Consider the following 23,268-nt stretch of genomic DNA (forward strand, 5'->3'; position numbering starts at 1 on the left):
CTGAGGGCGAGCCTACGACCCCTCTGCACCCCGCGAAAGGGGCTGGACAAACCCGGTCGCGTCTGTTCTCATCTGTCGCCACCCCGGCAGCGCGCGAGCCCTAGGCTTGGTGCGACAGGGTTGGTGGCAGGCGCAAGGGAGAGACCGCATGACGGAGCAGAACCTGACGGAGCAGAACCGCGTGGTCGTGGTCGGCGACGCCCTCATCGACGAGATGGTGAGCCCCGGGTCGCACCTGGAATTCCCCGGCGGCGCCGCCCTCAACGTGGCGGTCGGCCTGGCCGTGCTCGGGGTGCCGACCACCCTGATCGCCATGGTCGGTGACGACGCCGACGGTCTCGTCCTGCGCGAGTTCCTCGCCGCCCACGACGTGACCCTGGTGGCCACGCCCGGCCCGTTCGGCAGCTCGCGCGCCACCTCCGACCGCACCGACGGCGAACCCACCTACGCGTTCAACGAGGCCGCCCGGAAGCGCCGCATCGAGTTCGGCCCGGCCGAGCGCGCCGCCCTCGACGAGGCCCGCCTGGTGGTCGTGAGCTGCTTCCCCTTCGATGACACAGCCCAGACGGATGCCTTCATCGCCGCGGTCGCGGACCCGGAGCGACGCCTCGTGATCGACCCGAACCCCCGCGCCGGCATGCTCGCCGACGGTGACCTGTTCGTGGCCAACTTCGAACGCCTCGCTGCCCGGAGCCTCCTCACGAAGGTGGGAGACGAGGACGCCGAGCTGCTCTACCGCAGCACCCTCGATCAGCTGCGGGCGCGGCTGCTGGCCGGCGGCACGCAGACGGTGCTGGCCACGGCCGGGCGTGCGGGGGCATCCGTCGCCACCGTGGACGACGTGCTGGTGACCGAACCGATCGCGACTCTGGCCGGCAGCGTCGTCGACACCATGGGCGCGGGCGACGCCACCCTCGCCTCCAGCGTGCAGACCATGCTGACGCGGGGCGTGCCCACGGATGCCGCCGGCTGGCAGAGTCTGCTGGCCGACGCCATGCTGATCGCAGCGGCCACCTGCCGCAGCGAGGGTGCCCTGCTGCGCGTGCCGACCGCCGGCTGACGACTAGACGGTGCGCGCCGGCTTGACCGCGCGCACGATGGCGCCGTGCATCCCGTCGGTCACCTCGTGGGTCAGGGTGACGCTGACCTGCTCGAAGCCCGCGGCGGCGAGGAACGCCTCGTACTCCGCGATCGAGAGCGCTCCCGCGATGCAGCTCACATGGGAGCCGCGCTCGGCCCGCTGGGCGGGTGCGAGGTGGTTCTCGGCCACGACATCGGACACGCCGACGCGGCCGCCGGGACGCAGCACCCGGAACATCTCCCCGATCACGGCGGGCTTGTCGGTCGACAGGTTGATCACGCAGTTGGAGATGACGACGTCGACGCTGTCGGAGCCCAGCGGGATCTCCTCGATCGTGCCCTTCAGGAACTCCACGTTCCGCGCCTGGGCGGCGGCCGCATTCTGCCGGGCCAGGTCGAGCATCTCGTCGGTCATGTCGAGACCGTAGGCGAAGCCGGTGGGGCCGACCCGACGGGCGGAGAGGAGCACGTCGATGCCCCCGCCCGAGCCGAGGTCGAGCACGGTTTCGCCGGCCTGGAGGTCGGCGACCGCTGTGGGGTTGCCGCAGCCGAGGCTGGCCAGCAGGGCCGCGCCCGGGAGATCCTGGGTCGACGCGGCGTCGTACAGCGCGGAACCGAAGACCAGGCTCTCGTCGATGGCGGCCGGCGCGCAGCAGCTGGCGGCATCCGTTGCCTCGGTGGAGTCGGCGCCGCCGCAGCAGGAGTTCGCCGGGGCATCCGCTGTCGGGGCCGTGGCGTCGGTGCCGCAGCAGCCGGCGGCGGGTGCGTCGGCGAGCAGCGACCGGCGCCCCTCGTTCGTGACCGAGAGGGCCGCGCTCGCGTAACGGGCCCGCACTTCTTCGCGCACCGGATTGCTGTTCTCGCTCATGGCGTTCTCCCTCGACTGAATACATTGATGACTATCGATGTAATCTACCGCAGAAGATCGATCACCGTCAATCCACGCTCGATCACAGGGATCAGGCGGCGTCGACGGGCTCCAACATGGGGCGCTTCGGCGGGCGGCCGTCGCCGGAGGAGCGCCCGGTGATGCGGCGGCCGATCCATGGCAGCACGAACTCGCGGTAGTACGCCGCCGTACCCTGCACGTGCTCGTCGGTCGGGGCCGGGGCATCGAGCCATTCCACGGGCACCGGCACGCCGAGGTCGGCCAGCACGTTGGTGGCCACCCGGGTGTGACCGAGAGCGTTGAGGTGCAGCTTGTCGACGGACCAGAACCGCTTGTGCTCCAGCTCGGAGTCGACCCAATTGTCTACGAGCGTCACGCCCGGCCGGTCGAATGCGGCGCGCGCGGCGTCCGCGAGCTGGTCGCCGCGCCGGCGCATCAGATTGCCCAGCGGCAGGTGGTGGGAAGGATTGCCGCCGCTGAGAACCAGAACGTGAACGCCCTGCTCCTCGGCCCGGTCGACGACCTGCTTCATCAGGTTCACGACATAGGGAATCTCGACGCGCGGCCGCATGACGTCGTTGCCGCCGCCGCAGATGCTGAGCAGGTCGGGGCCGAGCGCGAGCGCGGGCTCCAGCTGTTCAGTGACGATCGGGCCGAGCAGCCGGCCGCGCACGGCGAGGTTGGCGTAGGAGACGGGGTGGTCGGATGCCGCGGCGAGGCCGAGCGCGACGAGGTCGGCCCAGCCGCGCACCTGGCCGCCCGGAAGGTCGTCGCCGACGCCTTCCGTGAAGCTGTCGCCGATGGCCACAAAGCGATGGAACATCCGGACCCCCCGTCTCGGTACTGCGTGTGTGCGTTCCGGTCCGTGGACCGGCTACTCGACCGGCTACTCGCTCGGGTGCGTGTGCCGGGTCCCGTGGGTCTGCTCGATGCCCTGACCCTGCTCGACAACAAGGTTCCACCGCTCGTTGAGCACGTCGCGGGCCTGCTGGGCTGCGCGGCGCACCTCCTTGTCGGGGTCGCGCAGACGCTGCACGATCGTGGCGAGGTGGTCGGCGGTGCCCTGGGCGGCCAGCGCGTGCAGGGCCGCGGCGCGCACGCGCGGAACCTCGTCGGTGGTCAGGCGCACCAGCTTGGGTGCCACCTCGAGGCCGCGCAACAGCACGACCTTGGCGCACATCTCGCGCACCCGCCAGGCCTGGTTGTTCATGCCGACGACGATGTACGGCGCGGCCGTTTCGCCCCACACGTAGAGCAGCGCGCGGGCGCCCCACAGCTCGGGCCAGTAGAGGGCCGGGGCACCTTCGAGGATGCCCAGGGCGTGGCGTCCGCCGGCGTAGAGCAGAAAGTCCTTGCCGGCGTTCTTGCCGCGCAGCAGCGCGACGGAATTGTCGATGACGGCCTGTTCGCCATAGTGCGCTACGGCCGCATGGATGCGTTCGGCCGTGGGCAGGTCGATGGGAAGGTCGGGGTGTGGCTCTAATTTGTTAGGCATGGCATGTCTACGGTAGCAAGCGGGCGTGTCGCAGGCCAATGCTTGAGCTCAGGGGAGGCGCTCGCCGGCGGCAAATGTGCGCTCGAAGCCGGTGGCGTTCTCGTAGATCCCGTAGTTGCCGATCTCCCGGTAGCCGAGACGCCGGTAGAGGGCGAGTGCCTCCGGCTGCGCGTGCCCGGTCTCCAGGCGCAGGTGCCGGTAGCCGAGTTCCTGCGCCACCTCCTCGAGGGCGGCAAGCAGGGCCATGGCATGGCCCTGCCGACGGTGCGCCGGGTTGGTCCACATCCGTTTCACCTCGCCCGTGGTCTCGCTCAGGCGACGGATGCCCCCGCCCGCCACGGTCACGCCCCCGTCGAGCAGCACGAGGAAGACGCCGCCCGGCGGGTCGAAAGCCACCGCCGACACGTCGTGCACGGAGTCGCCGTCGCCGTAGCGCTCGTCGTACTCCCGCGCCAGGTCGGCCAGGAGCGGGGCCACCTCAGGGTCACCCAGACGCACGCGCTTGATCTTCACACCAGTCAGTCTGCCCGATGGCGCCGCCCCCGGCGGAGGCCGGTAAACTCGCCCTGTGTCTGTCAACCCCGAACTGCAGGGCCGGGTCTTCCCGCCCGTCGCCCCCTATCTCGTCGGCCGGGAGAAGGTGCGCGAGTTCTCCCGCGCGGTCTTCGCCACGAGCCCGATCAACCTCGACCCGGAGGCCGCGCGCGCCGCGGGCTACGCCGACGTCGTCGCCCCGCCCACGTTCGCCGTGGTCGTGCAGGAGGCCACCCTGGCGCAGCTTCTGGCCGAACCGGATGCCGGCATCGACTTCACCCGTGTCGTGCACGGCGACCAGCGGTTCAGCTTCAGCCGCCCGATCGTGGCCGGCGACGAGCTCACCGCCACGCTGACCGTGGCCAGCGTGAAGAACCTCGGCGGCCACTCCATGGTGACGGCCGTGTCGACCATCGTCGACGCCGCCGGCGAGCACGTCGTGACCGCCACCTCCACCCTCGTCGTCAGGGGAGACGAATGACCGACATCGCCACGCCCGCCACGCCCCGCCTCGCCGACCTGACCGTCGGGGAGATCGTCGCCGAGGGAACTTTCCCGCTCACCCGCGACTCCCTCGTGCACTACGCCGGGGCATCCGGAGATTTCAACCCCATCCACTACCGCGACGACGTGGCCGTGTCCGTGGGGCTGCCCGGCGTGCTCGCGCACGGCATGCTCACCATGGGCTTCGCCGTGCAGCCGGTCGTCGACTGGGCCGGCGACCCCGGCCGCATCGTGGACTACCAGGTGCGCTTCACCCGCCCGGTGCTGGTCCCGGCCGACGATGTCGCGGTCGTGACCGTGGTCGCCAAGGTCGGTGCCCTCGACGCGGATGCCGGCGTGGCCCGCATCGACCTCACCGTTTCGTCGGGCGAGGTGACGGTGCTGGGCAAAGCGCAGGCACGCGTGCGGCTGGCCTGAACGGCACCCCGATGACAAGCCCCGCTGCTTCTGCCTCCCCGATGCCGACCTTCGCCGAGCTGACCACGATGGGCGTCGGCGGCCCGCCCGCCCGCATGGTGTCGCCCACGACCGAGCAGGACCTGGTCGATCAGGCCCTGGACGTGTGGGCGTCGGGCGACGAGTGGCTCGTGCTCGGCGGCGGCTCCAACACGATCGTGGCGGACGAGGGCTTCGACGGCACCGTGATCCGGGTGCTGACCCGCGGGGTGAGCGTCGTCTCGCCCACTTCCGGGGCGTCGCCGCTGCCGTCGTCTGCGCCGTCTGCTTCGTCCGACGAACCCGACGAACCGAACCGGCTGGTGCTGCGCGTGCAGGCCGGCGAGCCCTGGGACGAGCTGGTGGCGTACACGGTGGCGCAGGGCTGGGCCGGCATCGAGGCTCTCTCGGGCATCCCCGGATCCACCGGGGCGGCCCCGGTGCAGAACATCGGCGCCTACGGTCAGGAGCTCGGCACCACCCTGTCGGCCATCGACTTCCTCGACTACGAGTCCGGCGAACGGCGACGTCTGGAGGCCGGCGCGCTGGCCCTGGGCTACCGCACCTCGGCCCTGAAACAGGGGCTTCGCGGCCTGGTGATCGCGGTCGAGCTGAACCTGCACGACACGCGGAGTGAGGCATCCGTTCTCGGCAGCGCGCTCAGCCGGCCGGTGGCCTTTCCGCAGCTCGCGACGGCGCTGGGGGTGCAACTGGGTGACCGGGTGCCGCTCGCGCAACTGCGGGCCGCCGTGCTGGCCCTGCGCGCCGCCAAGGGCATGGTGCTCGACCCGGACGACGCCGATACCCGCAGTGCCGGTTCGTTCTTCACGAACCCGATCGTGTCGCTGGCGTTCTCGCGCACGCTCCCGGACGCCGTGCCGCGCTGGCCGCTGTCGGAGCAGAACCTGCCCGACCGGGTGATCCCGCTGGACGAGTATGCCGGCGTCGGGCCCATCCCCGGGGAGCGGCCCGTGCCGCTGGTGAAGCTGAGCGCGGCCTGGCTGATCGAGCACTCCGGGATCGGTCGGGGCTTCCGCCTGCCGGGGTCCCGCGCCGCGATCTCCAGCAAGCACTCCCTCGCGTTGACGAACACGGGCGGTGCCACCGCCGACGAGATCGCTCAGCTCGCCCGCCTGGTGGAGGCCCGCGTTCAGTCCGAGTTCGGCGTCATCCTGCAGCCCGAGCCCATCCTCGTCGGCCTAGACGCCTAACCCCTCCTCCTCCTCCTCCGCTCAGCCACGGCCGCGAGAGCGCAAAATGTGCCCCTTCGGCGCCGACGAAAGGGCACATTTTGCGCTCTCGCGAGCTTGGAAGCCCTCGGGGCTTCAGGGGGCTCGGCGGAGGGCGGCGATGATGCCGACGACGATCAGAAGCAGCCCGATCAGGATCACGCCCCCGAGCAGCCAGAGCGTGGGGTCGGCGGGCGTGGGCACCAGCACACCGAGGAGCACGTAGCCTGCCAGCGAGAGCAGAATGACACCCCAGACGATGGTGCCGAAGAGAGGCCGGCTGCGGGGTCTGACGGATGCCGCGGGCAGCGCCGGCTCCGGGGCGAGGTACGTCGGCGGTGCGGGGGCGAGCGGCGGCGGCGTCACCGGGGCCAGGTACGGCGGTTCGGGGGGAAAATACGCCGGGGGTTCGGGCGCGAGCAGCGGCGATTCAGGGGTGAGGGAGCCCATCGACTCGGTGTCGGCATGGTGGGACACCGTGGGCCCGCCGGGCCCGCCGTGCGTCGGGTCGGTGTCGTCGGGGTCGTCCGAGCCGCCGGTGGCCTCCATGGAATACTCCGGGATGGGGCTCGGATAGGCGACCGTGTGGTCCGCGGCGGAGTCGGCGGTCTCCACCTCGATCTCGGGACCTGCAGCGCCCGGCCCCTCGCCTTCTGAGGGTGCTGGGCCGGGTGCCGCCGTCACGGCGATGACGGAGGTGATGGCGTCCGCGAACCGGTCGTCGACCGGGGGGTTGGGTACACCGTCCGGAAGCTGCGGTTCCAGGATCGGTTTCCGGGTCGGAGGCTGCTCCGGTTCCGACTCCGGTTCCGGAGCCGGTTGCTCGGTCGGGTCGGGGGCCGCGGTCATGAGGATTCCAGACGGGCCGGGGCGATGACGGTGACCTGGCCGAGGGCCGTCCAGACCCGGATGCGGGTCACGGTTCGGGCGTCGTCGTCGTTGAAGGTGTGCACATCGCGGAAGAAGATGCCGCCCCGCTCGGCAGCGGCGGCGTCGCCGACGTAGTCGATCCCGCCGATCAGCGCGGTCGTCTCCACCTGCACCGGCCGGTCGCTCGGCAGGATCAGCTCGGTGACGCCGACGCCCATCCACACGTCAATGGTGCGTTCTGCGGCGCCGGCGGCATCCAGGGCGGTGAGATCGAGGGTTGCCCGGCCGGCCAGAACGGCGTAACCGGGGGGCGTGGAGGCGGCGTCGGCGCTGACGGTCCAGACCGGCGCGCCAATCGGGAAGAACGCGGTGCCGCTGGGAAACAGGCCCAGGAAGACGAGCGCGACGGCCGTGAGAAAGGCGAACCCGCCCACGGCACCGCTCTGTTTGCCGCGGATGCCCGACACGATGACGCCGAGGGCGAGCACGCCCAGCGTGACGGACAGGCCCACCAGCAGCGCGGCATCCGACCAGTCGCCGCCGGACCACAGAGCGGCGGCGACGGCTCCGCACAGCAGTGCCAGGCCGAGCACGATCGCGCTGAAGCCGGCACCGGGCCGGCGGTCGCGCCACGACCCGCGCCCGGGAGGAGGGCCCGTGGGTGCGGCACCGGCTGTCCCGGCGAGGCCCGGAGAGCCGACGAAGCCGCCGGTGCCGACCGTACTCCCGGTGGGGTCGAAGGCGCGGGCGGCCGGGCCGGTCACGGGGCGCCCGGCGCCGGATGCGGCGGCACTGAGGACGGCGCCGGCCGGAGTCGCCGTGCGTCGCGCCAGGAAGACGACGAGCCAGATGATCCCGATGGTCACAGCCACGCTCCAGCCGACCGCGAGGGTGGTTGCCAGCCAGTCGGGCAACCCTGCCGGCGGGGCCTGCCACCACAGGTTGCGCGTATACGAGGCGAAGCTGAGGGCCGCCAGCGCGACGATCCCGATCATGGCGGGCTCGAAGACGCCGCGCACGGCCTGCTCGGCATGGATACGCCCGGTCGCGTCGGGCAGCAGCGCCCAGCCGACCGCATAGGCGAAGAGGACCGGGCCGCCGAGCACGCCCAGCACGATCGTCACCACGCGCACGAGAGTGGGGTTCAGCCCGGCCCGCAGCGCCACGCCGCCGCAGACCCCGGCCAGCCAGCGGTCAGTGCCGCGCACGATCCCCGTGGTGCGCATGGCCGCGAAGAAGTCGTTGCCGCGGCCGGGCCCAGGGCCTGCCGGGCCCGACCGCGGCGTCGTCGTCTGACTGTCGGGAGGGTCGGTCATCCTGACAGTGTGCCCGCGGTGCACCGCACCGACAATCCCGGGCGACGCCGGGCCCGGTCGAGCCGGCCACGGATGCCCCGGGCCGGGCGCCTAGGTGTCCTTGCGGATCCAGCGGAATGTGACCCGGCTGAGCACGAGTCCCACCACCAGCCAGATGGCCAGATTCAGCGCGATCAGCGGAAATTCCCAGGCGCCGGTCTGCTCCAGGCTGGCGAAGCTGTCGGGCAGGAACACGCCGCGCATGCCCTGCGCCATCCACTTCAGCGGGAACACGCTGGCGAGATTCTGCATCCATTCAGGCAGCACGTAGAACTGCAGGTAGACGCCTGAGATGAACTGCAGGATCAGCACGATGGGGATGATCACGGCGGTCGCGCTCTTGCCCGAGCGAGGCAGAGCGGAAAGGGCGATGCCGAGGAACGCACTCGTGATGACGCCCAGCAGGAACACCCAGGCGAAGGTCAGCCACTTCTCCGGCTCGGTCGGCAGGTCGATGCCGAGCAGCACGCGGGCCACCAGGATCAGCAGGGCTGCCTGGAAGATTCCGGTGACCAGAACCTGACCGATCTTGCCCATGAAGTAGCTCAGCGGTGAGAGCGGGGTGCCGCCGAGTCGCTTGAGTGTGCCGTCGCCCTTCTCCCCGGCGATGTCCACGGCGAGGTTCTGCACCCCCGAGAGCAGCATCCCCGCGGCGAGCATGCCGGGCAGGTAGTAGGCACCCACACTGATGCCGCCGGAGCCGTCCGGTGCGGTGCCGATGTTGCCGGAGGCGCCGAACGCGGCCGTGAAGATGGCCAGCATGATGAACGGGAACAGGAAGGTGAAGAACACGCTGTCCGTGGTTCGGAAGTACATCCGGGTCTCGTAGCCGACCCGGGAGAGGCCGATTCGCAGCACGCTGAGCCCCCCGGTGCGGGGACGCGGGCTCTCGGCGCTGGCCGCGGTGCTCGCCGCGGCGGTTGCTCTGGCGCTCGCCGCGGTGCGGGAGTCTGTTCCGGGAATGCCGTTGCTCATGCGAGCACCTCCGTGTCGTCCTCGAGGGAGTCTGCCGCGTCGTTCGACGGCCGGCTGCCACGCACCAGGCCGAGGTAGATGTCCTCCAGGCTGGGCCGGATCACCTCGAGATCGGCGGGTTCACCGCCGGATGCCGCCCCGAGCTCCGCCACGAGTCGCGCCGGTTCCTGCGTGCGCTTTTCCTGGAGCCGGCCGGAGGCGTCGCGCCAGCGCACGAGCGGCACCCGGGCATCCGTGCCGCCGATCTCGCCGATGGCGCCGATGTCGATCAGGAGGCCGTCGTTGATCACGCCCGCCCGGTCACCGAGCTGGGCGGCCTCGTCGAGGTAATGCGTGGTGAGAAGGATGGTCGTGCCCTCGGCCTTGAGGCGGCGCACGAGGTCCCAGAACTGGTGCCGCGCCTCGGGGTCGAAGCCCGTGGTGGGCTCGTCCAGGAACAGGAGTTCCGGGCGGCCGATGATGCCCAGCGCCACGTCGACGCGGCGGCGCTGCCCGCCGGAGAGTTTGCTGATGCGGGTCTTCGCCTTCGCCTCCAGCCCTACGGCCTCGATCACCTCGGCCACGCGGCGCGGCCGGGGGTACAGGCCGGCGAAGTGGGTGAGCTGCTCGGTGACGGTGACGTTGCCGCTCTCCCCGGTGGACTGCAGCACGATGCCGAGGCGCGACTTCCAGGCCAGGCCGCCGCGTTGCGGATCGACCCCGAGCACGCTGACCTCGCCGGAGCTGCGGTCGCGGTATCCCTCGAGGATCTCGATCGCGGTGCTCTTGCCTGCCCCATTCGGGCCGAGCAGGGCGAAGGTCTCACCGGCCTCGATGTCGAAGCTGATGCCGCGAACCGCCTCGAAGTTTCCGTAGGACTTGCGCAGGTCGCGCACACGCACGACCGGGGAGGAATGTTCCATGAGAGAAGGGTCGCATGCCCAGCTCCCCGGAGGAAGCGTCGCGCGCGAAACGACGACTTTGAGGGGTGCAGGCCCGCCTGCACCCCTCAAAGTCGTCGTTTCGGCGGCCGGAGCTGACCGGTCCAGCCCCGACGGCGCAGGTTGGCGGCAATGCGCCCGGCCAGGGCGGCCTCGTGGTGCAGATCGTCGGCGTTGACCCGGGTGACGTGGAGGCCCTCCGCCTCGACATCGGCCGTTCGGGTGAGGTCGCGGCGCCAATGGGCCAAGTCGGTTCGGTGATGGTCGCCCTCATACTCGACCAGTTCGCCGTAGTCCCGGAAATACAGGTCTGCGCGTGCGATCAGGCGGCCATGCCGGTCATGGATGGGATGGTTGACCAGAGGCTTCGGCAGCCCGTGCGTGACGGTGATGACCCGCACCTCCGACTCCGGCGGCGATTCGGCCCGGTCGCTGAGCAGCGGCAGCGCCTGGCGCAGCAGAGCGTGCCCCCGTCGACCGGCGTGCCACTCGACGGCCCCGGCGAGCTCCTGCAGGGTGACGAGCGGCATCCGCCTGTGGATCAGGTAGTCACCGGCTGCCACGAGCTGGCGCAGGGTGAGGACCGTCGCCAGATCGCACCAGGTGCGCGCCGGGCTGGTGACCGGCAGGCCGTGCCAGAGCCGCAGATCGGTGCGGTCAAGTCGGAGGGAGTGCCCGACGATGCCGTTGCTGCGCAGGGAACGGTCTGGAGCGGCGACGCCGATGTGCACCTCGTCCCGCTCCGACAGCGGGAGCGGCACGGGGATGCCGATGATCAGCGCGGCTGTGTGATGGCTGAAGAAGGCGCCGGGAGGCATCCGTCGCAGAATTGCGTTGCACCGCTCGAGCGTGGTCAGGGCACCGGATGCGACGACGCGGATTCCCCAGAACGGCCGAGCCAGGTCCGTGGCCCGCATTCGATCCCGCGAGAGGCCCCCGCGCAGGCCGTCGCCCACGCGGAAGGCGCCGGCATCGAGCGGCGGAGGTAGAGGCGAGCGCGCGGTCACGCCTCGAGGTTGCCCTATCGGTGCCGACGGCGCCGGAGATTGTGCACAGGCACCGCCGAACCGCCAAGAGTGGGGGGTTGAGAGAGCTTCTGACCCCTCAAAGCTGTCGGTTCACCGGCGCGCGCCGCTAGGCGAAGAGGCGCTGCAGGCGCTGCACACCCTCGAGCAGGGCGGCGTCGCCGAGCGCGTAGGAGAAGCGCAGGTAGCCGCTGGGGCCGAACGCCTCGCCGGGTACGACGGCAACCTCGGCCTGGTCCAGGATGAGGTCGGCCAGCTCCAGGGAAGTGGTCGGGGTGACGCCGCCCCAGGTGCGTCCGAGCAGGCCGGTGACGTCGGGGTAGACGTAGAACGCGCCCTGCGGCGTCGGGGCGACGATGCCGGGGATCTTGTTCAGCTCGGCGACGATGACCTGGCGGCGACGGTCGAAGGCGTCACGCATGGCGATCGCGGCATCCTGAGGCCCGTTCAGGGCGGCGATGCCCGCGCGCTGGGAGATGTTCGACACATTCGAGGACAGGTGCGACTGCAGGTTGGCGGCGGCCTTCATCGCGTCCTGCGGGCCGACCATCCAGCCCAGGCGCCAGCCGGTCATGGCGTAGGTCTTGGCGACGCCGTTGACCAGGATGGTGCGGTCCGCCAGTGCGGGCACGGCCTCCACGATCGAGGTGGCGCGCACGCCGTCATACGTCAGGTTCTGGTAGATCTCGTCGCTGATGATCCAGAGGCCGTGCTCCTCGGCCCAGTCGCCGATGGCCTTGGTCTGCTCGGGTGAGTACACGGAACCGGTGGGGTTGGACGGGGACACGAACAGCAGCACCTTGGTGCGGGGCGTGAGAGCAGCCTCGAGCTGCTCGACGGTGACGAGGTAGTTCTGGTCGCTGCCGGCGAAGACGTCGACCTGCACGCCGCCGGCCAGGCGGATGGACTCCGGGTAGGTGGTCCAGTACGGGGTGGGAACGAGGACCTCGTCGCCTGGGTCGAGCAGCGTGGCGAAGGCCTGGTAGACGGCCTGCTTGCCTCCGTTGGTGACGACGACCTGGCTGGGGGAGATCTGGAGGCCGCTGTCGCGGAGGGTCTTGGCCGCGATGGCCTCGCGCAGGTCGGGGAGCCCGGCCGCCGGTGTGTACCGGTGGTTCTTCGGGTCGCGCACGGCGACGAGGGCCGCCTCGACGATGTGCTCAGGGGTGGGGAAGTCAGGCTCGCCCGCGGCGAAACTGATGACCGGCCGGCCAGCGGCCTGCAGGGACTTGGCCTTGCCGTCCACCTTGAGGGTTGCCGACTCCGCAATGGAGCCGATACGGGTAGAGATTCGCTTCAGTTCGTGGGCCACGCTTCGAGCATACGGGGCATCCTCACTTTGGTGGGGCTGCCCCAGCTTTACAGTGGCCGTCCCGTGACCTAGACTCGATGAGGTAATTGAATTCTGCCATGCTTTTTTGCGCCCGCTTTGTGGTTCATTTTCGGGGAGTGTGCACGACGAGGTAGTCTGAATTCGTTCCATAGGGTGGTGGCTCAATTGGTAGAGCAGCGGTCTCCAAAACCGCAGGTTGCAGGTTCGAGTCCTGTCCGCCCTGCAAGTCGGTGGCATTCCGTCGGCACATGAAAGGTGTAATCAGGTGGCCCGAAAAGTTGTCGACGAACCCAGTGAGGAAATCGTCGCGAACGCGAAAATTGCGCGCGATTCCAAGCGCGGTCCTTTCGCTCGGATGTCCCTGTTCATCCAGCAGGTCATGGCGGAACTCCGCAAGGTCGTCACTCCCACCCGCAAGGAGCTCCTGAGCTACACGGGAGTCGTGCTGGTTTTCGTCATCATCATGATGGTCATCGTTTCCGCCTTCGACTGGGTGTTCGCACTCGCCGTCACCTATGTGTTCGGAACGCCGGGCGGATAACTCAGCTGCCGTAGCCGGGTCGCATCGAGCGATCATGGCCACGCACCAGTGAAGAAGAGTCACTGCAAAATTCATGGCAAACGCTGTCTGGGCCACGAATTCGTGCCCATGCAATAGAAAAGGATTGAAATTTAGTGACTGACACGAATCGCGACGACGTCGACTGGGCCACCGCCGCCGAGCAGTCCTCCACCGAGGACGAGGCGCAGGAGGGCAACACCCTCGCCGCCGACGAAGACTCCGTAGAGGCCGCCGAGCAGGTCGCCGTGCACGTGTTCGATCCGAGCGTGGGCGTGGAAGTCAACCTCGACGCCGCGCTCGACGCGCTGGCCGAGACCGCTGACCCGGCCGCTGACGCACTCGTCGACGACGCCCTCGACATCGACTCCGCCGACGAGGCCGAGGCCGCCGTCGAAGCCGTTGAAGGCGAAGAGGCAGCCGATGCCGCCGAGGCAACGGATGCCGCGGCCGAGCCCGCCGAAGACGAGACCCCCGAAGACCCCTACGAAGAATTCCGCAAGGAACTGCGCTTCCAGCCCGGCAAGTGGTTCGTCATCCACTCCTACGCCGGCTTCGAGCGCCGTGTGAAGTCGAACATCGAGAACCGCAAGCAGTCCATGGCCATGGAAGATTTCATCTACCAGGTCGAGGTTCCGATGGAAGACGTCGTCGAGATCAAGAATGGCCAGCGCAAGATGGTCACCCGCGTGCGCATCCCCGGCTACGTGCTGGTGCGCATGGACCTCAACGAAGACAGCTGGTCCGTGGTGCGTCACACGCCCGGCGTCACCGGCTTCGTGGGCAACGCGCACAACCCCACGCCGCTGCGCTTCGAGGAAGCTTTCGGCATGCTGAAGAGCCTCGTCGAGATTCAGGACGTCCCCACCGCCAAGACCGGCGGCCACGGCGGCAAGGTTCCGACCCGCGCCCTCCCGGCCGAGATCGACTACGAGATCGGCGAGACGATCACGATCAAGGAAGGCTCGTTCGCTGGCCTGCCCGGATCGATCAGCGAGATCAAGGCGGAGAGCGGCAAGCTCATCGTGCTGGTTTCCCTCTTCGAGCGCGAGACCCCGGTGGAGCTCAGCTTCGACCAGGTCACCAAGCTCTAGACCGCCCAGCACCACACGGGTTCGCGCCCGCACCCCACAGATTTAAGTTCACCGGGGCCCGTCCGGGCCACCGGGAGAGCGGCCCTGGCTGCTCGTCATTACAAAGTAAGGAAGAACAATGGCACCGAAGAAGAAGGTAACTGGTCTGATCAAGCTTCAGATCAAGGCCGGCGCCGCCAACCCCGCACCGCCCATCGGGCCGGCACTGGGTCAGCACGGCGTCAACATCATGGAATTCTGCAAGGCGTACAACGCTCAGACGGAATCCCAGCGCGGCAACGTCATCCCGGTGGAAATCACCGTCTACGACGACCGTTCATTCACGTTCATCCTGAAGACCCCGCCGGCGGCGGAGCTCATCAAGAAGGCGGCCGGCGTCGCCAAGGGCAGCGGCACCCCGCACACCGTCAAGGTTGCCAAGCTCACCAAGGCTCAGGTCCGCGAAATCGCCGAGGCCAAGATGGTTGACCTCAACGCCAACGACCTCGACGCAGCGTCGAAGATCATCGCCGGCACCGCCCGCTCCATGGGCATCACGGTCGAGGCGTAACCACCTCCACCCGGCATCCGCCACCAGCACGACGTGGAAGAGCCCGCCAGGCTCGCACCACACTCTCAATTTCGTTTTACAGGAGATTCAACATGGCACAGAAGTCAAAGGCCTACCGGGCCGCGGCCGAGAAGATCGACGCCGACAAGTTCTACACCCCGACCGAGGCCGTCACCCTGGCCCGGGAGACCGGTTCCGCTAACTTCAACTCGACCGTTGAGGTTGCCCTCAAGCTCGGCGTGGACCCCCGCAAGGCTGACCAGATGGTTCGCGGTACCGTGATTCTTCCTCACGGCACCGGCCGCACCGCCCGCGTCATCGTCTTCGCAACGGGCCCCGCGGCCGAGGCAGCCATCGCTGCCGGCGCCGACGAGGTCGGTGGCGACGAGCTCATCGAGAAGGTTGCCGCCGGCTACACCTCGTTCGACTCCGCCGTCTCCACCCCGGAGCTCATGGGCAAAGTCGGTCGTCTGGGTAAGGTCCTCGGCCCGCGCGGCCTCATGCCGAACCCGAAGACCGGAACCGTGACGCCCGACGTCGCGCGCGCCGTGTCCGACATCAAGGGTGGAAAGATCGCGTTCCGCGTCGACAAGCACGCCAACGTGCAGTTCGTCGTCGGCAAGGCGTCCTTCACCGCTGAGCAGCTGAACGAGAACATCAGCGCCGCTCTCGAGGAGATCGTCCGCCTCAAGCCCAGCTCGTCCAAGGGCCGCTACATCATGAAGGGTGCCGTTTCGACCACGTTCGGCCCCGGCATCCAGCTCGATGTGAACAGCATCTAGTCAGTTTCACTGCGGTTCTGCCGCACCAGGAAGGGCCCGTCGCGAGACGGGCCCTTCCTTCGTTAACGCCGGCGGACGCGAGGCCCGGGCAGGTGCTCAGTCGTGGGCGGCCGTTGGGCGGGCATCCGTGCGCTCAGTGTTCTGCGGATGTGCGCGGAGCATGGCCGCGACGGCGATCGCGTCTCCCTCCGGCTGGTGCGACGCGCTGTGCGGCTGGGCGATGAAGAGGTAGAGCAGCCCGCTTCCCATCACCACGCCCAGCCCGATCAGCACGATCCAGTCGTCGAGGAACACCCCGGACGTGCCGGGCCGGGCCAGCAGGACCATGGCGAAGATGCCGTACGCCAGGGCGATCACGTTCACGATGAATCCGAGCGGTCCGAGGTTGAACGGCCCGGCCGGCCGCCAGCCCTTGACGCGCTGGCGGAGCGCAGCCAGCACCACGGCTTGGAACGCGACGTAGATGCCCAGCACCGCGAAAGCCGTGATCTGGGTCAGAATCGTGCTGCCACCAACATAGATCAGGATGCAGAACAGCAGCGGGATCGTGCAGGCCACGATCAGCGCGTTGACGGGGACGGCCGTGCGGGGGGACACGCGGCCCAGCCAGGTGCTGCCGGGGATCATGCCGTCCCGGGCGAACGAGAACAGGAGCCGGCTCGCCGCGGCCTGCAGGCTGAGCACGCAGGACAGGAACGCCGTGATCGCGACGACCAGGAACAGGTTGGCGCCGACCGTGCCGAGGGTGGCGTCGAGGATCGCGGGGATCGGGTCCACATCGGTGCCGTCGACCACGGCCTGCAGATCGGGTGCGGCCAGCACGTAGCCGCCGAAGGAGAAGAGGGCGGAGACCCCGCCCACCAGAATGGTGAGGATCATGGCTCGCGGGATGCCCCTGGCCGGGTCGGGCACTTCCTCGGCGACATCGCCGCAGGCCTCGAATCCGTAGAACAAGAACAGGCCGGCGAGGGCGGCACCCAGGAACGCGGCGGCGTAGGTGCCGTCGCCCTGCACCCCCATGGTGTCGAAGAAGACGCCGAACTCCTGCTTGCGCTGGAAGACGAGCAGGTAGAGGCCGAGGCCGATCACGCCGACCAGTTCGGCGGCGAGACCGATGCGGGCGACCCGCGCAAGCATCTTCGTGCCGGAGAAGTTGAACAGGAAGGCAACCACGAGGAACAGCACCGAGAGGCCGAGGGTCACCTCCTTGGTCACGGGGGCGTTGATCAGGCTGCCGAGGAAGCCGCTGCCGAATTCCGCGACGGCGGTGATCGTGACGAGCATCGCCCAGACGTAGACCCAGGCGGCCATCCAGGCGTAGCGCTTGCCCCAGAGGCGCCGGGTCCACGGGTAGATGCCGCCCGCGATCGGATACTGGGACACGACCTCCCCGAAGACGAGGGCCACGAGCAGCTGCCCGGTGCCCACGATGACGAGCCAGAAGATCGAGGGTGGCCCGCCCGTGCTCAGGGCGAGGGCGAAGAGCGAGTACACGCCCACGAGTGGGGAGAGGTAGGTGAATCCCAGGGCGAAGTTGCCCCAGAGTGACATGGAGCGATGGAACGAGTCCTCGTAGCCGAGGGCTTTGAGGTGCTCGGCGTCGCCGAGCCCCTTCTTCTGTGGAGATGAGTTCGCTGACATCATGACCTTTCCGATCGAGCCGGAGGGACGCGGCCACCCAGACGTGGCCGCGGGCATCTCGTGGGTGTGCTCAACATAGTGGATGCCCGCCATCAAAGGTATAGAACCGGATGATTGATTTTCCGGCGACAGTTCCCGTTCCGGTCGAGAGTGACCCGCGGAACGGGCACTCTCGACCGGAAAGGTGCTATCTGACGGGGGCCTGAGGGTGCGACGGCTTTCCTGTCACGGGCCGCGATGGTCAGTGCGGGGCGGCCCGCACCCGCATGGCGAGCAGGAACGGGGTGCCCGGGCACGGCACCTGCACGTAATCGGCCAGCGGATGCCGCCCGTTCGGCAGCACGTCACCGGGAGGTAGCGAGGGCTCGGTCGACGTGACGACGCGACCGGACGCGTTGACCAGCGCAACCGGGCTCGCCAGGGCGAGGAAATGGGGCAGCAACACCTGTTCGAGGCTCTTCACGGAGACATCCGCTCCGACGACGCCGACCATTTCCTCCCCGACCCGCACAGGCATGGTCAGCGTGATCACGTAGTCGAACGTGCACAGGTGGTCGACGTAGGGGCCGGTGACATGGGTCCGGGCGGTCGCTTCGGGGACCTGGTACCACTCCAGCTCCCGGAAATCGCGCAGGAATTCGGTGTTCACCCGCGCAGCGAGGTCCAGCCGGCTCGGCGCCGTCGTGGTGCCGAGCAACGGGGTGCCGGCGAGCGGGCCCAGCCACCAGGCGAAATGGAACTCGCGCCCGGTCACGAACTGCGGCGCAGCGATGAAGCCCGCGCCGGTCATCAGTGACGCCGGGTCGGGCGTCATCGCCCGGGGCGTGCCTCGCAGGGCGGGCACGACGAGCCGTTCCACCAGGGCATCCAACTCCGCCGCCTGTACCGGTCCCGCGCTGACGATCAGGTCGCGCCAACCGCCGAGGATGTGAAAGGCGCGGGCGAAGATGTCGCTGACCTCGGCGACGCAGGAGGCCAGGGTGACCGGGGCATCCGTGGACTCAGGCGGTAGCGACGGCTGCATAGAGCGGCCCGCCCCGTTCGGTTCTCGTCTTCGCCGCGAGCAGCCACTCGCTCAGCTCCCGCGCCTGGTCGGCGACCAGGGTGCGCGCCGCCAGCGGCTCGCCGCGGGCGATGGCGGCGGCGATCTCCCTGTTGCCCGCCGCCACCCGGTCGCGAGCCTGCGGATCGCCGAGGGCGAGCAGCAGCAGCGGACCGAATTCCGCCTGCAAACGGATGTGCTCGCGCACCAGCCGCGGCGACTGGCTGAGGACCGCGAGCTCGAGGAGGAACCCGCCCGCGGTGGCGCGGGCTCCGGCGGCCCCGCTTCCCGGCGCGGTGTGCAGCCACCCGCGGAGCCGGTCGGCGTCGGCGGGGGAGGCGCGCAGGGCAGCGCGTTCTGCGCAGCCCTCGAGGATCGTGGAGAAATACACGAACAGGTCGGACAGCTCCACCTGGGCCAGGCCGCGGAGCCGGGACTGCAGCAGCGTGCCGTGCGGGGCATCCGTCTGAATCACGAAGCTGCCGCCCTCGCGGCCGCGACGGGTCTCGACCAGGGCTGCGTCACGCAGCATGACGAGGGCGTCGCGCACGGTGATCAGGGCCACTCCGAAGCGCCGCGCCAGTTCCTGCTCGCTCGGCAGACGCTCGCCCGGGGTGAGCACACCGAGAATGATGGCGTCGGTGAGGCGCCGCGCGACCTGTTCGGCGCGCCCGGCTTCGTCCAGCTGCGCGAAGATCGCCTCCCGGGCTCCGGGTCGCAGCTGAGGCTCCATGGGCCCAATCTAGCGGAACGGCGTCGAGGTGACGGAGCCAATCATTCGCTATAGGATCAATTCACAGCGACCACTGGCGGAGCCCGTGGTCGAGTCGACGGGGACAGGGGTGGGTCGTGCCGCAGGACAGAACCGCGCAGCCGCTGGCGGGCCTGCGCGTCGCCGATTTCTCGCGGGTGCTGGCCGGGCCCTACGCCACCATGATGCTGGCCGACTTCGGCGCCGACGTGATCAAGATCGAGAGTCCAACCGGCGACGACACCCGCCAGTGGCGGCCCCCGGTCACCGCGCAGGGAGACTCGACCTACTTCGGATCGGTGAACCGCAACAAGCGGAGCGTCGTCTGCGACCTCGGCACCGACGCCGGTCTGGCCGAGGCCCGGCACCTCGCGGAGACCGCCGACGTCGTGGTGGAGAACTTCCGGCCGGGAGTGATGGACCGCTTCGGGCTGGGCTTCGAGCAGGTGGCGGCCGCCAACCCGCGGGTCGTGTACTGCTCGATCACCGGTTTCGGCGCGGGCACCGGCGCGCGCCTGCCCGGATACGACCTGCTGGTGCAGGCGGTCGGCGGGCTGATGAGCGTCACCGGGCGCCCGGACGAGGAGCCGAGCAAAGTGGGGGTGGCCCTCGTGGACGTGCTCACCGGGCTCAACGCGCTGAGCGGCATCCTGCTCGCGCTGCGTGCGCGCGACGCGGCCGACGCCGACGTCGTCACCGCCGCCGGCCACCGGGTGGAGGTGGACCTGCTGACCACCCTGCTCTCCGCGCTGACCAACCAGGCCGCCGGCACGCTCGCGACCGGGCAGTCGCCGGTCCGGTTGGGCAACGCCCACCCGAGCATCGCCCCCTACGAACTCTTCGACGCCGCCGACCGGCCGCTGGTGATCGCGGTGGGCAACGACCGCCAGTTCCGCACCCTGGTGCGCCTGCTCGGGGCGCCCGGACTCGCCGACGACGACCGGTTTCGCGGCAACGGCGACCGGGTGCGGCACCGGGCGCTGCTCAAGACCGTGCTCGAAGACCTGCTCCGGCCCGAGCCTGCCGCGCACTGGGTGGGCATTCTGACGGATGCCGGCGTGCCGGCCGGCCTGGTCAACTCCCTCGACGAGGCCTTCGCCTTCGCCTCCGCGCTGGGGCTGGACCCGGTGGTCGAACTCGATCAGGCCGGCCGTAGCAGCCGGCAGGTTGCCAACCCCATCCACCTCGCCGGCCGACCGCCCGCGTACCGCCTGTGCCCTCCGCGGCTGGGCGAGCACGCCGGTGCCGACTGGCTCGATCCCGCTCGTGTTCCGCCGACCCCCGAAGGACTCTCGTGACCGCCGCAGCCCGCCCCACCCCGCTTGTGCACGCCCCCCTCGTCGACGCCGTGTTCGACCTCGACGCCCTGCTCGAACCGGAGGAGATCATCTGGTCTCGTGCGGCGCGTGCGTTCGCGACCAATCGCATCTTGCCCACTGTCGAGGCAGATTTCGAGGCGAAGCACTTCCGGGCCGAACTGATCCCCGAGCTCGGCCGGGCCGGATTTCTCGGCATGCACCTCACCGGGTACGGCTGTGCCGGTGCCGGCGCGGTCAGCTACGGGCTGGTCTGCCTCGAGCTGGAGGCCGCGGACAGCGGCTGGCGCACCTTCGTCTCGGTGCAGGGTTCCCTGGCGATGTCGGCGATCCACAAGTACGGCTCCGAGGAGCAGAAGCAGCGCTGGCTGCCGGGGATGGCCGCCGGAGAGCTCGTGGGCTGCTTCGCGCTGACCGAACCGACCGGCGGCAGCGACCCGGCCGCCATGGCGACCACCGCCCGCCGCGATGCCGATGGCTGGGTGATCGAGGGCACCAAGCGCTGGATCGGGTTGGCCAGCATCGCCGACGTCGCCGTCGTGTGGGCGCAGACGGATGCCGGTGTGCGCGGATTCCTGGTGCCCACCGACACCGCGGGCTTCACCGCCACCCCCATCGACGGCAAGCTGTCGATGCGCGCGTCGATCCAGTGCGACGTGCTCCTGGACAGCGTGCGGGTGCCGTTCGACGCGATCCTGCCCGGTGCCGCGGGGCTGTCCGGGCCGTTCGGCTGCCTCAACGAGGCGCGTTTCGGCATCGTCTGGGGGGCCATGGGCGCCGCCCGCAGCTGCCTCGACGCCGCCATCGGCCGCTCCAAGACCCGGGAGGTGTTCGGCAAGCCGATCGGGGCGACCCAGCTGATCCAGGCCAAGCTCGCCGACATGCTCGTGGAGTACGAGAAGGGTGTTCTGCTCGCCCTGCACCTCGGCCGGCTCAAGGAGAGGGGAACACTCACCCCGGCCCAGATCAGCGTGGGCAAGCTCAACAGTGTGCGTGAGGCGATCCAGATCGCCCGCGAGGCCCGCGCGATCCTCGGCGGCGATGGCATCACCAGTGAGTTCCCGGTGATGCGGCACATGGCGAACCTGGAATCGGTGCGCACCTATGAGGGCACCGACGAGATCCACCAGCTTGTGCTGGGCCGCGCCCTGACCGACCTGAACGCGTTCGGCTGAGCCGATTTGTGAGAGAGTGTGCAAGCACATCGATGGGCCCGGCAGGCCGATCGGCGGGGGAGAATCAACCGGGGGAGGGCACAATGCCGGTGACAGGCGGCCAGACCGTATTCGCGAACCTGCGCGCGCGCATCCTTTCGGGGGAGTTGCCCGCCAGAGCCACGCTGCGGGAAACGGCTCTCGCCCAGGAGCTCGGCGTCAGTCGCACCCCCGTGCGGGAGGCCCTGCGCCGGCTTGATGAGGCCGGCCTGGTGGAGTTCGTGCCCAATCGGGGCGCCACCGTCGTGGAGTGGACTTCCGAGCAGATCCGGGAGACCTATTTTCTGCGCGCGGCCCTGGAGAGCCGCGCGGCGGGCCTCGCGGCGGCTCGGATCGAGCCTGCCGACCTCGACCGGCTCGCCGTGCTGATCGAGGCCATGGAGGAATTCGTGTGCGCCACCGACGACGCCGGCATCGACCGGCTGGCGGTGCTCAACGCCGAATTCCACCGCATCATCGTGGCTGCCTCAGGCAGCAGCCAGCTGTTGATCCTGACCGGGTCGGTCGGCCGGGCGCCGATGATGGCCCGGCTCTTTCGCCGGGATGCGGCCGCGTTCCGGGCGGGCAGCAACCACCAGCATCGCGACATCCTGACCGCGCTCCGATCGGGCGACGCGCTCTGGGCCGAGGTGGCCATGCGCTGCCACATCCTCGCTGCGCGCAATGCGGTCGCGGTTCAGGGCGCGGGCGCGATTGTGGGTTCAGGGCCTCATGACGCGGCGGACGCGCCGCCGCTCTAGTGGAAGCCGGCGTTCCGCGCGGCCTCGAGCAGCTGTCGGGTGTGCGGATGCTGCGGCGTGCTGACGATCTCGGCCGCCGACGCCTGCTCGACGATCCGGCCTGCCTCCAGCACGGCCACGCGGCCGCATTCCGCTGCCACGACGCCGAGATCCCGGGAAGCCATGATGATCGAGAAGCCGAACTCCTGGCGTAATCCCCGGTAGAGCTCGAAGACGGCGGAATCGGCCTCGGCCGGGCGTGGGCCGGTGGGTTCGTCGAGAATCAGAAGGTCGGGGTGGCAGGAGACCGCGGCGGCGATCAGCACCCGCCGCAGCGCGACCGGTGCGAGCTGGGTCGGCAGCTCGAGTGACGTCCGGCGCGGATCGGGGAGGCCCACCCGGTCGAGCAGTTCCAGCACGCGCCGGGCGGCGGCCGTGCGGGACAGGCCTCGCTCCGTGCGCAGTGGGCGGGCGAGCTGGCGGCCGATCGGCCGGTCGGGCACCAGGCCCGTGTTTGCGTCCGCGGGTACGAAAGACGGGGCGCGGCCGCGCAACCGGCCGAGTGCGCGCGGCGAGACCCCGACGAGTTCCCGTCCGTCGAGAAGGATCGAGCCTGCCGTGATCAACGCCGGGACAGGCAACCGGCCCGCGATGGCCAGGGCGATCTCGGTCGCTCCGGAACCGGCGACACCGACCAGCCCGAGAACCTCGCCCCGCGAGACGGAGAGGGAGATGCCTGGGACCAGGGACGGGGCATCCGGATGGTTGCCGGCGGATATCTGCAGACCCCGCACGTCGAGCAGTGCCGAGGCGCGGAAGCGGTCGGAGGGAATCGGTTCGTCTCCGGCCGCCGCCGGTGCTGTCGAGAGTTCCCACGGCGGAAGGAACTCGTCCATGGGTCCTCTTCCCTCCTGCATGTTGCCTGGTGAGTTTTACTGTATGCAATCTGGACAGAT

Annotated in this window: 25 protein-coding genes and 1 tRNA gene; 12 read left to right on the plus strand and 14 right to left on the minus strand. The window is 69.7% G+C overall.

Annotation, left to right across the window (positions count from 1 at the left end):
• The first annotated feature begins 148 nt into the window (after window positions 1–148).
• Window positions 149–1,060, plus strand: coding sequence for a PfkB family carbohydrate kinase (locus tag E3T49_RS09570; protein WP_134424687.1), 912 nt, complete (start codon window positions 149–151; stop codon window positions 1,058–1,060).
• A gap of 3 nt (window positions 1,061–1,063) precedes the next feature.
• Here E3T49_RS09570 and arsM read toward each other — a convergent pair whose 3' ends face one another.
• From arsM to E3T49_RS09590, 4 genes are all read right to left on the minus strand, one after another.
• Window positions 1,064–1,948, minus strand: coding sequence for an arsenite methyltransferase (arsM, locus tag E3T49_RS09575; RefSeq protein ID WP_134424688.1), 885 nt, complete (start codon window positions 1,946–1,948; stop codon window positions 1,064–1,066).
• 91 nt (window positions 1,949–2,039) lie between these two features.
• Window positions 2,040–2,792: an SGNH/GDSL hydrolase family protein gene (locus E3T49_RS09580; protein ID WP_134424689.1), complete on the minus strand. Its 753-nt coding sequence runs from the start codon at window positions 2,790–2,792 to the stop codon at window positions 2,040–2,042.
• Window positions 2,793–2,855: 63 nt separating this feature from the next.
• Complete coding sequence (locus tag E3T49_RS09585; protein WP_134424690.1) at window positions 2,856–3,464, minus strand: HEAT repeat domain-containing protein; 609 nt, start codon at window positions 3,462–3,464, stop codon at window positions 2,856–2,858.
• Window positions 3,465–3,512: 48 nt separating this feature from the next.
• A complete protein-coding gene (locus tag E3T49_RS09590) occupies window positions 3,513–3,977 on the minus strand; it encodes a GNAT family N-acetyltransferase (RefSeq protein WP_166785512.1) in 465 nt (154 codons plus the stop codon).
• A 55-nt stretch (window positions 3,978–4,032) separates the two neighbouring features.
• Here E3T49_RS09590 and E3T49_RS09595 point away from each other — a divergent pair, with 55 nt between their 5' ends.
• Genes E3T49_RS09595 through E3T49_RS09605 form a run of 3 tightly spaced genes read left to right on the plus strand, consistent with a single transcriptional unit; the run spans window position 4,033 to window position 6,148 of the window.
• Window positions 4,033–4,479: an FAS1-like dehydratase domain-containing protein gene (locus tag E3T49_RS09595; RefSeq protein ID WP_134424692.1), complete on the plus strand. Its 447-nt coding sequence runs from the start codon at window positions 4,033–4,035 to the stop codon at window positions 4,477–4,479.
• The gene (locus E3T49_RS09600) at window positions 4,476–4,919 is read left to right on the plus strand and encodes a MaoC family dehydratase (RefSeq protein ID WP_134424693.1); all 444 of its coding nucleotides are present in this window, start codon (window positions 4,476–4,478) and stop codon (window positions 4,917–4,919) included. Before E3T49_RS09595 ends, E3T49_RS09600 begins: the two co-directional genes overlap by 4 nt.
• 11 nt (window positions 4,920–4,930) lie before the next feature.
• Window positions 4,931–6,148, plus strand: coding sequence for a UDP-N-acetylmuramate dehydrogenase (locus tag E3T49_RS09605; RefSeq protein WP_134424694.1), 1,218 nt, complete (start codon window positions 4,931–4,933; stop codon window positions 6,146–6,148).
• 114 nt (window positions 6,149–6,262) lie between these two features.
• Here the strand turns inward: E3T49_RS09605 and E3T49_RS09610 are convergent, their stop codons facing one another.
• The 6 genes from E3T49_RS09610 to E3T49_RS09635 all read right to left on the minus strand — a co-directional run bounded on the left by E3T49_RS09610 (window position 6,263) and on the right by E3T49_RS09635 (window position 12,623).
• Window positions 6,263–7,015 (minus strand): hypothetical protein, encoded by a 753-nt coding sequence (locus tag E3T49_RS09610; protein WP_134424695.1) that lies wholly within the window; start codon window positions 7,013–7,015, stop codon window positions 6,263–6,265.
• Window positions 7,012–8,352, minus strand: a complete 1,341-nt coding sequence (locus E3T49_RS09615) for a PspC domain-containing protein (RefSeq protein ID WP_134424696.1) — start codon at window positions 8,350–8,352, stop codon at window positions 7,012–7,014. The genes E3T49_RS09610 and E3T49_RS09615 overlap by 4 nt, the downstream gene beginning before the upstream one ends.
• A 90-nt stretch (window positions 8,353–8,442) precedes the next feature.
• The gene (locus E3T49_RS09620) at window positions 8,443–9,366 is read right to left on the minus strand and encodes an ABC transporter permease (protein WP_134424697.1); all 924 of its coding nucleotides are present in this window, start codon (window positions 9,364–9,366) and stop codon (window positions 8,443–8,445) included.
• Entirely contained in the window at window positions 9,363–10,268 is a 906-nt protein-coding gene (locus tag E3T49_RS09625; protein ID WP_134424698.1) for an ABC transporter ATP-binding protein, read from the minus strand. Before E3T49_RS09625 ends, E3T49_RS09620 begins: the two co-directional genes overlap by 4 nt.
• 86 nt (window positions 10,269–10,354) lie before the next feature.
• Window positions 10,355–11,293 carry a hypothetical protein gene (locus E3T49_RS09630; protein ID WP_134424699.1) on the minus strand — a complete coding sequence of 313 codons (939 nt, stop codon included), beginning with the start codon at window positions 11,291–11,293 and terminating at the stop codon, window positions 10,355–10,357.
• A gap of 127 nt (window positions 11,294–11,420) precedes the next feature.
• The gene (locus tag E3T49_RS09635) at window positions 11,421–12,623 is read right to left on the minus strand and encodes a pyridoxal phosphate-dependent aminotransferase (RefSeq protein WP_166785513.1); all 1,203 of its coding nucleotides are present in this window, start codon (window positions 12,621–12,623) and stop codon (window positions 11,421–11,423) included.
• A 171-nt stretch (window positions 12,624–12,794) separates the two neighbouring features.
• Between E3T49_RS09635 and E3T49_RS09640 the strand changes: the two genes are divergently transcribed.
• From E3T49_RS09640 to rplA, 5 genes are all read left to right on the plus strand, one after another.
• Window positions 12,795–12,867 (plus strand) — tRNA-Trp (locus E3T49_RS09640).
• Between the two features lie 42 nt (window positions 12,868–12,909).
• Window positions 12,910–13,185, plus strand: a complete 276-nt coding sequence (secE, locus tag E3T49_RS09645) for a preprotein translocase subunit SecE (RefSeq protein WP_134424701.1) — start codon at window positions 12,910–12,912, stop codon at window positions 13,183–13,185.
• 134 nt (window positions 13,186–13,319) lie between these two features.
• Complete coding sequence (nusG, locus tag E3T49_RS09650) at window positions 13,320–14,297, plus strand: transcription termination/antitermination protein NusG (RefSeq protein ID WP_134424702.1); 978 nt, start codon at window positions 13,320–13,322, stop codon at window positions 14,295–14,297.
• A gap of 118 nt (window positions 14,298–14,415) precedes the next feature.
• Window positions 14,416–14,847 carry a 50S ribosomal protein L11 gene (gene rplK / locus E3T49_RS09655; RefSeq protein ID WP_134424703.1) on the plus strand — a complete coding sequence of 144 codons (432 nt, stop codon included), beginning with the start codon at window positions 14,416–14,418 and terminating at the stop codon, window positions 14,845–14,847.
• 92 nt (window positions 14,848–14,939) lie between these two features.
• On the plus strand, window positions 14,940–15,629 hold the full coding sequence (gene rplA / locus E3T49_RS09660) for a 50S ribosomal protein L1 (protein WP_134363506.1): 690 nt from the start codon (window positions 14,940–14,942) through the stop codon (window positions 15,627–15,629).
• A gap of 96 nt (window positions 15,630–15,725) precedes the next feature.
• On the opposite strand, the gene E3T49_RS09665 is transcribed toward rplA, so the two are convergent.
• The 3 genes from E3T49_RS09665 to E3T49_RS09675 all read right to left on the minus strand — a co-directional run bounded on the left by E3T49_RS09665 (window position 15,726) and on the right by E3T49_RS09675 (window position 19,045).
• Window positions 15,726–17,273 (minus strand): APC family permease, encoded by a 1,548-nt coding sequence (locus tag E3T49_RS09665; RefSeq protein ID WP_198414243.1) that lies wholly within the window; start codon window positions 17,271–17,273, stop codon window positions 15,726–15,728.
• A 238-nt stretch (window positions 17,274–17,511) separates the two neighbouring features.
• Window positions 17,512–18,294, minus strand: coding sequence for a cache domain-containing protein (locus E3T49_RS09670; protein ID WP_174722410.1), 783 nt, complete (start codon window positions 18,292–18,294; stop codon window positions 17,512–17,514).
• Window positions 18,272–19,045, minus strand: a complete 774-nt coding sequence (locus E3T49_RS09675; protein ID WP_134424704.1) for a FadR/GntR family transcriptional regulator — start codon at window positions 19,043–19,045, stop codon at window positions 18,272–18,274. The genes E3T49_RS09670 and E3T49_RS09675 overlap by 23 nt, the downstream gene beginning before the upstream one ends.
• Window positions 19,046–19,161: 116 nt before the next feature.
• On the opposite strand from E3T49_RS09675, the gene E3T49_RS09680 reads away from it, so the two are divergent.
• The 3 genes from E3T49_RS09680 to E3T49_RS09690 all read left to right on the plus strand — a co-directional run bounded on the left by E3T49_RS09680 (window position 19,162) and on the right by E3T49_RS09690 (window position 22,333).
• Window positions 19,162–20,361 (plus strand): CaiB/BaiF CoA transferase family protein, encoded by a 1,200-nt coding sequence (locus E3T49_RS09680; protein WP_174722411.1) that lies wholly within the window; start codon window positions 19,162–19,164, stop codon window positions 20,359–20,361.
• Between the two features lie 26 nt (window positions 20,362–20,387).
• Window positions 20,388–21,554, plus strand: a complete 1,167-nt coding sequence (locus E3T49_RS09685; RefSeq protein WP_134424761.1) for an acyl-CoA dehydrogenase family protein — start codon at window positions 20,388–20,390, stop codon at window positions 21,552–21,554.
• A gap of 83 nt (window positions 21,555–21,637) precedes the next feature.
• Window positions 21,638–22,333, plus strand: coding sequence for a GntR family transcriptional regulator (locus E3T49_RS09690; protein ID WP_166785514.1), 696 nt, complete (start codon window positions 21,638–21,640; stop codon window positions 22,331–22,333).
• On the opposite strand, the gene E3T49_RS09695 is transcribed toward E3T49_RS09690, so the two are convergent.
• Window positions 22,330–23,208: an ATP-binding cassette domain-containing protein gene (locus tag E3T49_RS09695; protein WP_166785515.1), complete on the minus strand. Its 879-nt coding sequence runs from the start codon at window positions 23,206–23,208 to the stop codon at window positions 22,330–22,332. The genes E3T49_RS09690 and E3T49_RS09695 overlap by 4 nt on opposite strands.
• Between the last annotated feature and the right edge of the window lie 60 nt (window positions 23,209–23,268).

The sequence above is a fragment of the Cryobacterium cryoconiti genome (genome assembly GCF_004403065.1).
Taxonomy (GTDB): domain Bacteria; phylum Actinomycetota; class Actinomycetes; order Actinomycetales; family Microbacteriaceae; genus Cryobacterium; species Cryobacterium cryoconiti.

What these genes read in the sequence shown, in the direction of transcription:
- E3T49_RS09570 (WP_134424687.1), top strand. Translation starts at nt 149, where the DNA reads ATGACGGAGCAGAACCTGACGGAGCAGAACCGCGTGGTCGTGGTCGGC.
- arsM (WP_134424688.1), bottom strand. Translation starts at nt 1,948, where the DNA reads ATGAGCGAGAACAGCAATCCGGTGCGCGAAGAAGTGCGGGCCCGTTAC.
- E3T49_RS09580 (WP_134424689.1), bottom strand. Translation starts at nt 2,792, where the DNA reads ATGTTCCATCGCTTTGTGGCCATCGGCGACAGCTTCACGGAAGGCGTC.
- E3T49_RS09585 (WP_134424690.1), bottom strand. Translation starts at nt 3,464, where the DNA reads ATGCCTAACAAATTAGAGCCACACCCCGACCTTCCCATCGACCTGCCC.
- E3T49_RS09600 (WP_134424693.1), top strand. Translation starts at nt 4,476, where the DNA reads ATGACCGACATCGCCACGCCCGCCACGCCCCGCCTCGCCGACCTGACC.
- E3T49_RS09605 (WP_134424694.1), top strand. Translation starts at nt 4,931, where the DNA reads ATGACAAGCCCCGCTGCTTCTGCCTCCCCGATGCCGACCTTCGCCGAG.
- E3T49_RS09610 (WP_134424695.1), bottom strand. Translation starts at nt 7,015, where the DNA reads ATGACCGCGGCCCCCGACCCGACCGAGCAACCGGCTCCGGAACCGGAG.
- E3T49_RS09615 (WP_134424696.1), bottom strand. Translation starts at nt 8,352, where the DNA reads ATGACCGACCCTCCCGACAGTCAGACGACGACGCCGCGGTCGGGCCCG.
- E3T49_RS09620 (WP_134424697.1), bottom strand. Translation starts at nt 9,366, where the DNA reads ATGAGCAACGGCATTCCCGGAACAGACTCCCGCACCGCGGCGAGCGCC.
- E3T49_RS09625 (WP_134424698.1), bottom strand. Translation starts at nt 10,268, where the DNA reads ATGGAACATTCCTCCCCGGTCGTGCGTGTGCGCGACCTGCGCAAGTCC.
- rplK (WP_134424703.1), top strand. Translation starts at nt 14,416, where the DNA reads ATGGCACCGAAGAAGAAGGTAACTGGTCTGATCAAGCTTCAGATCAAG.
- rplA (WP_134363506.1), top strand. Translation starts at nt 14,940, where the DNA reads ATGGCACAGAAGTCAAAGGCCTACCGGGCCGCGGCCGAGAAGATCGAC.
- E3T49_RS09665 (WP_198414243.1), bottom strand. Translation starts at nt 17,273, where the DNA reads ATGATGTCAGCGAACTCATCTCCACAGAAGAAGGGGCTCGGCGACGCC.
- E3T49_RS09670 (WP_174722410.1), bottom strand. Translation starts at nt 18,294, where the DNA reads ATGCAGCCGTCGCTACCGCCTGAGTCCACGGATGCCCCGGTCACCCTG.
- E3T49_RS09675 (WP_134424704.1), bottom strand. Translation starts at nt 19,045, where the DNA reads ATGGAGCCTCAGCTGCGACCCGGAGCCCGGGAGGCGATCTTCGCGCAG.
- E3T49_RS09690 (WP_166785514.1), top strand. Translation starts at nt 21,638, where the DNA reads ATGCCGGTGACAGGCGGCCAGACCGTATTCGCGAACCTGCGCGCGCGC.
- E3T49_RS09695 (WP_166785515.1), bottom strand. Translation starts at nt 23,208, where the DNA reads ATGGACGAGTTCCTTCCGCCGTGGGAACTCTCGACAGCACCGGCGGCG.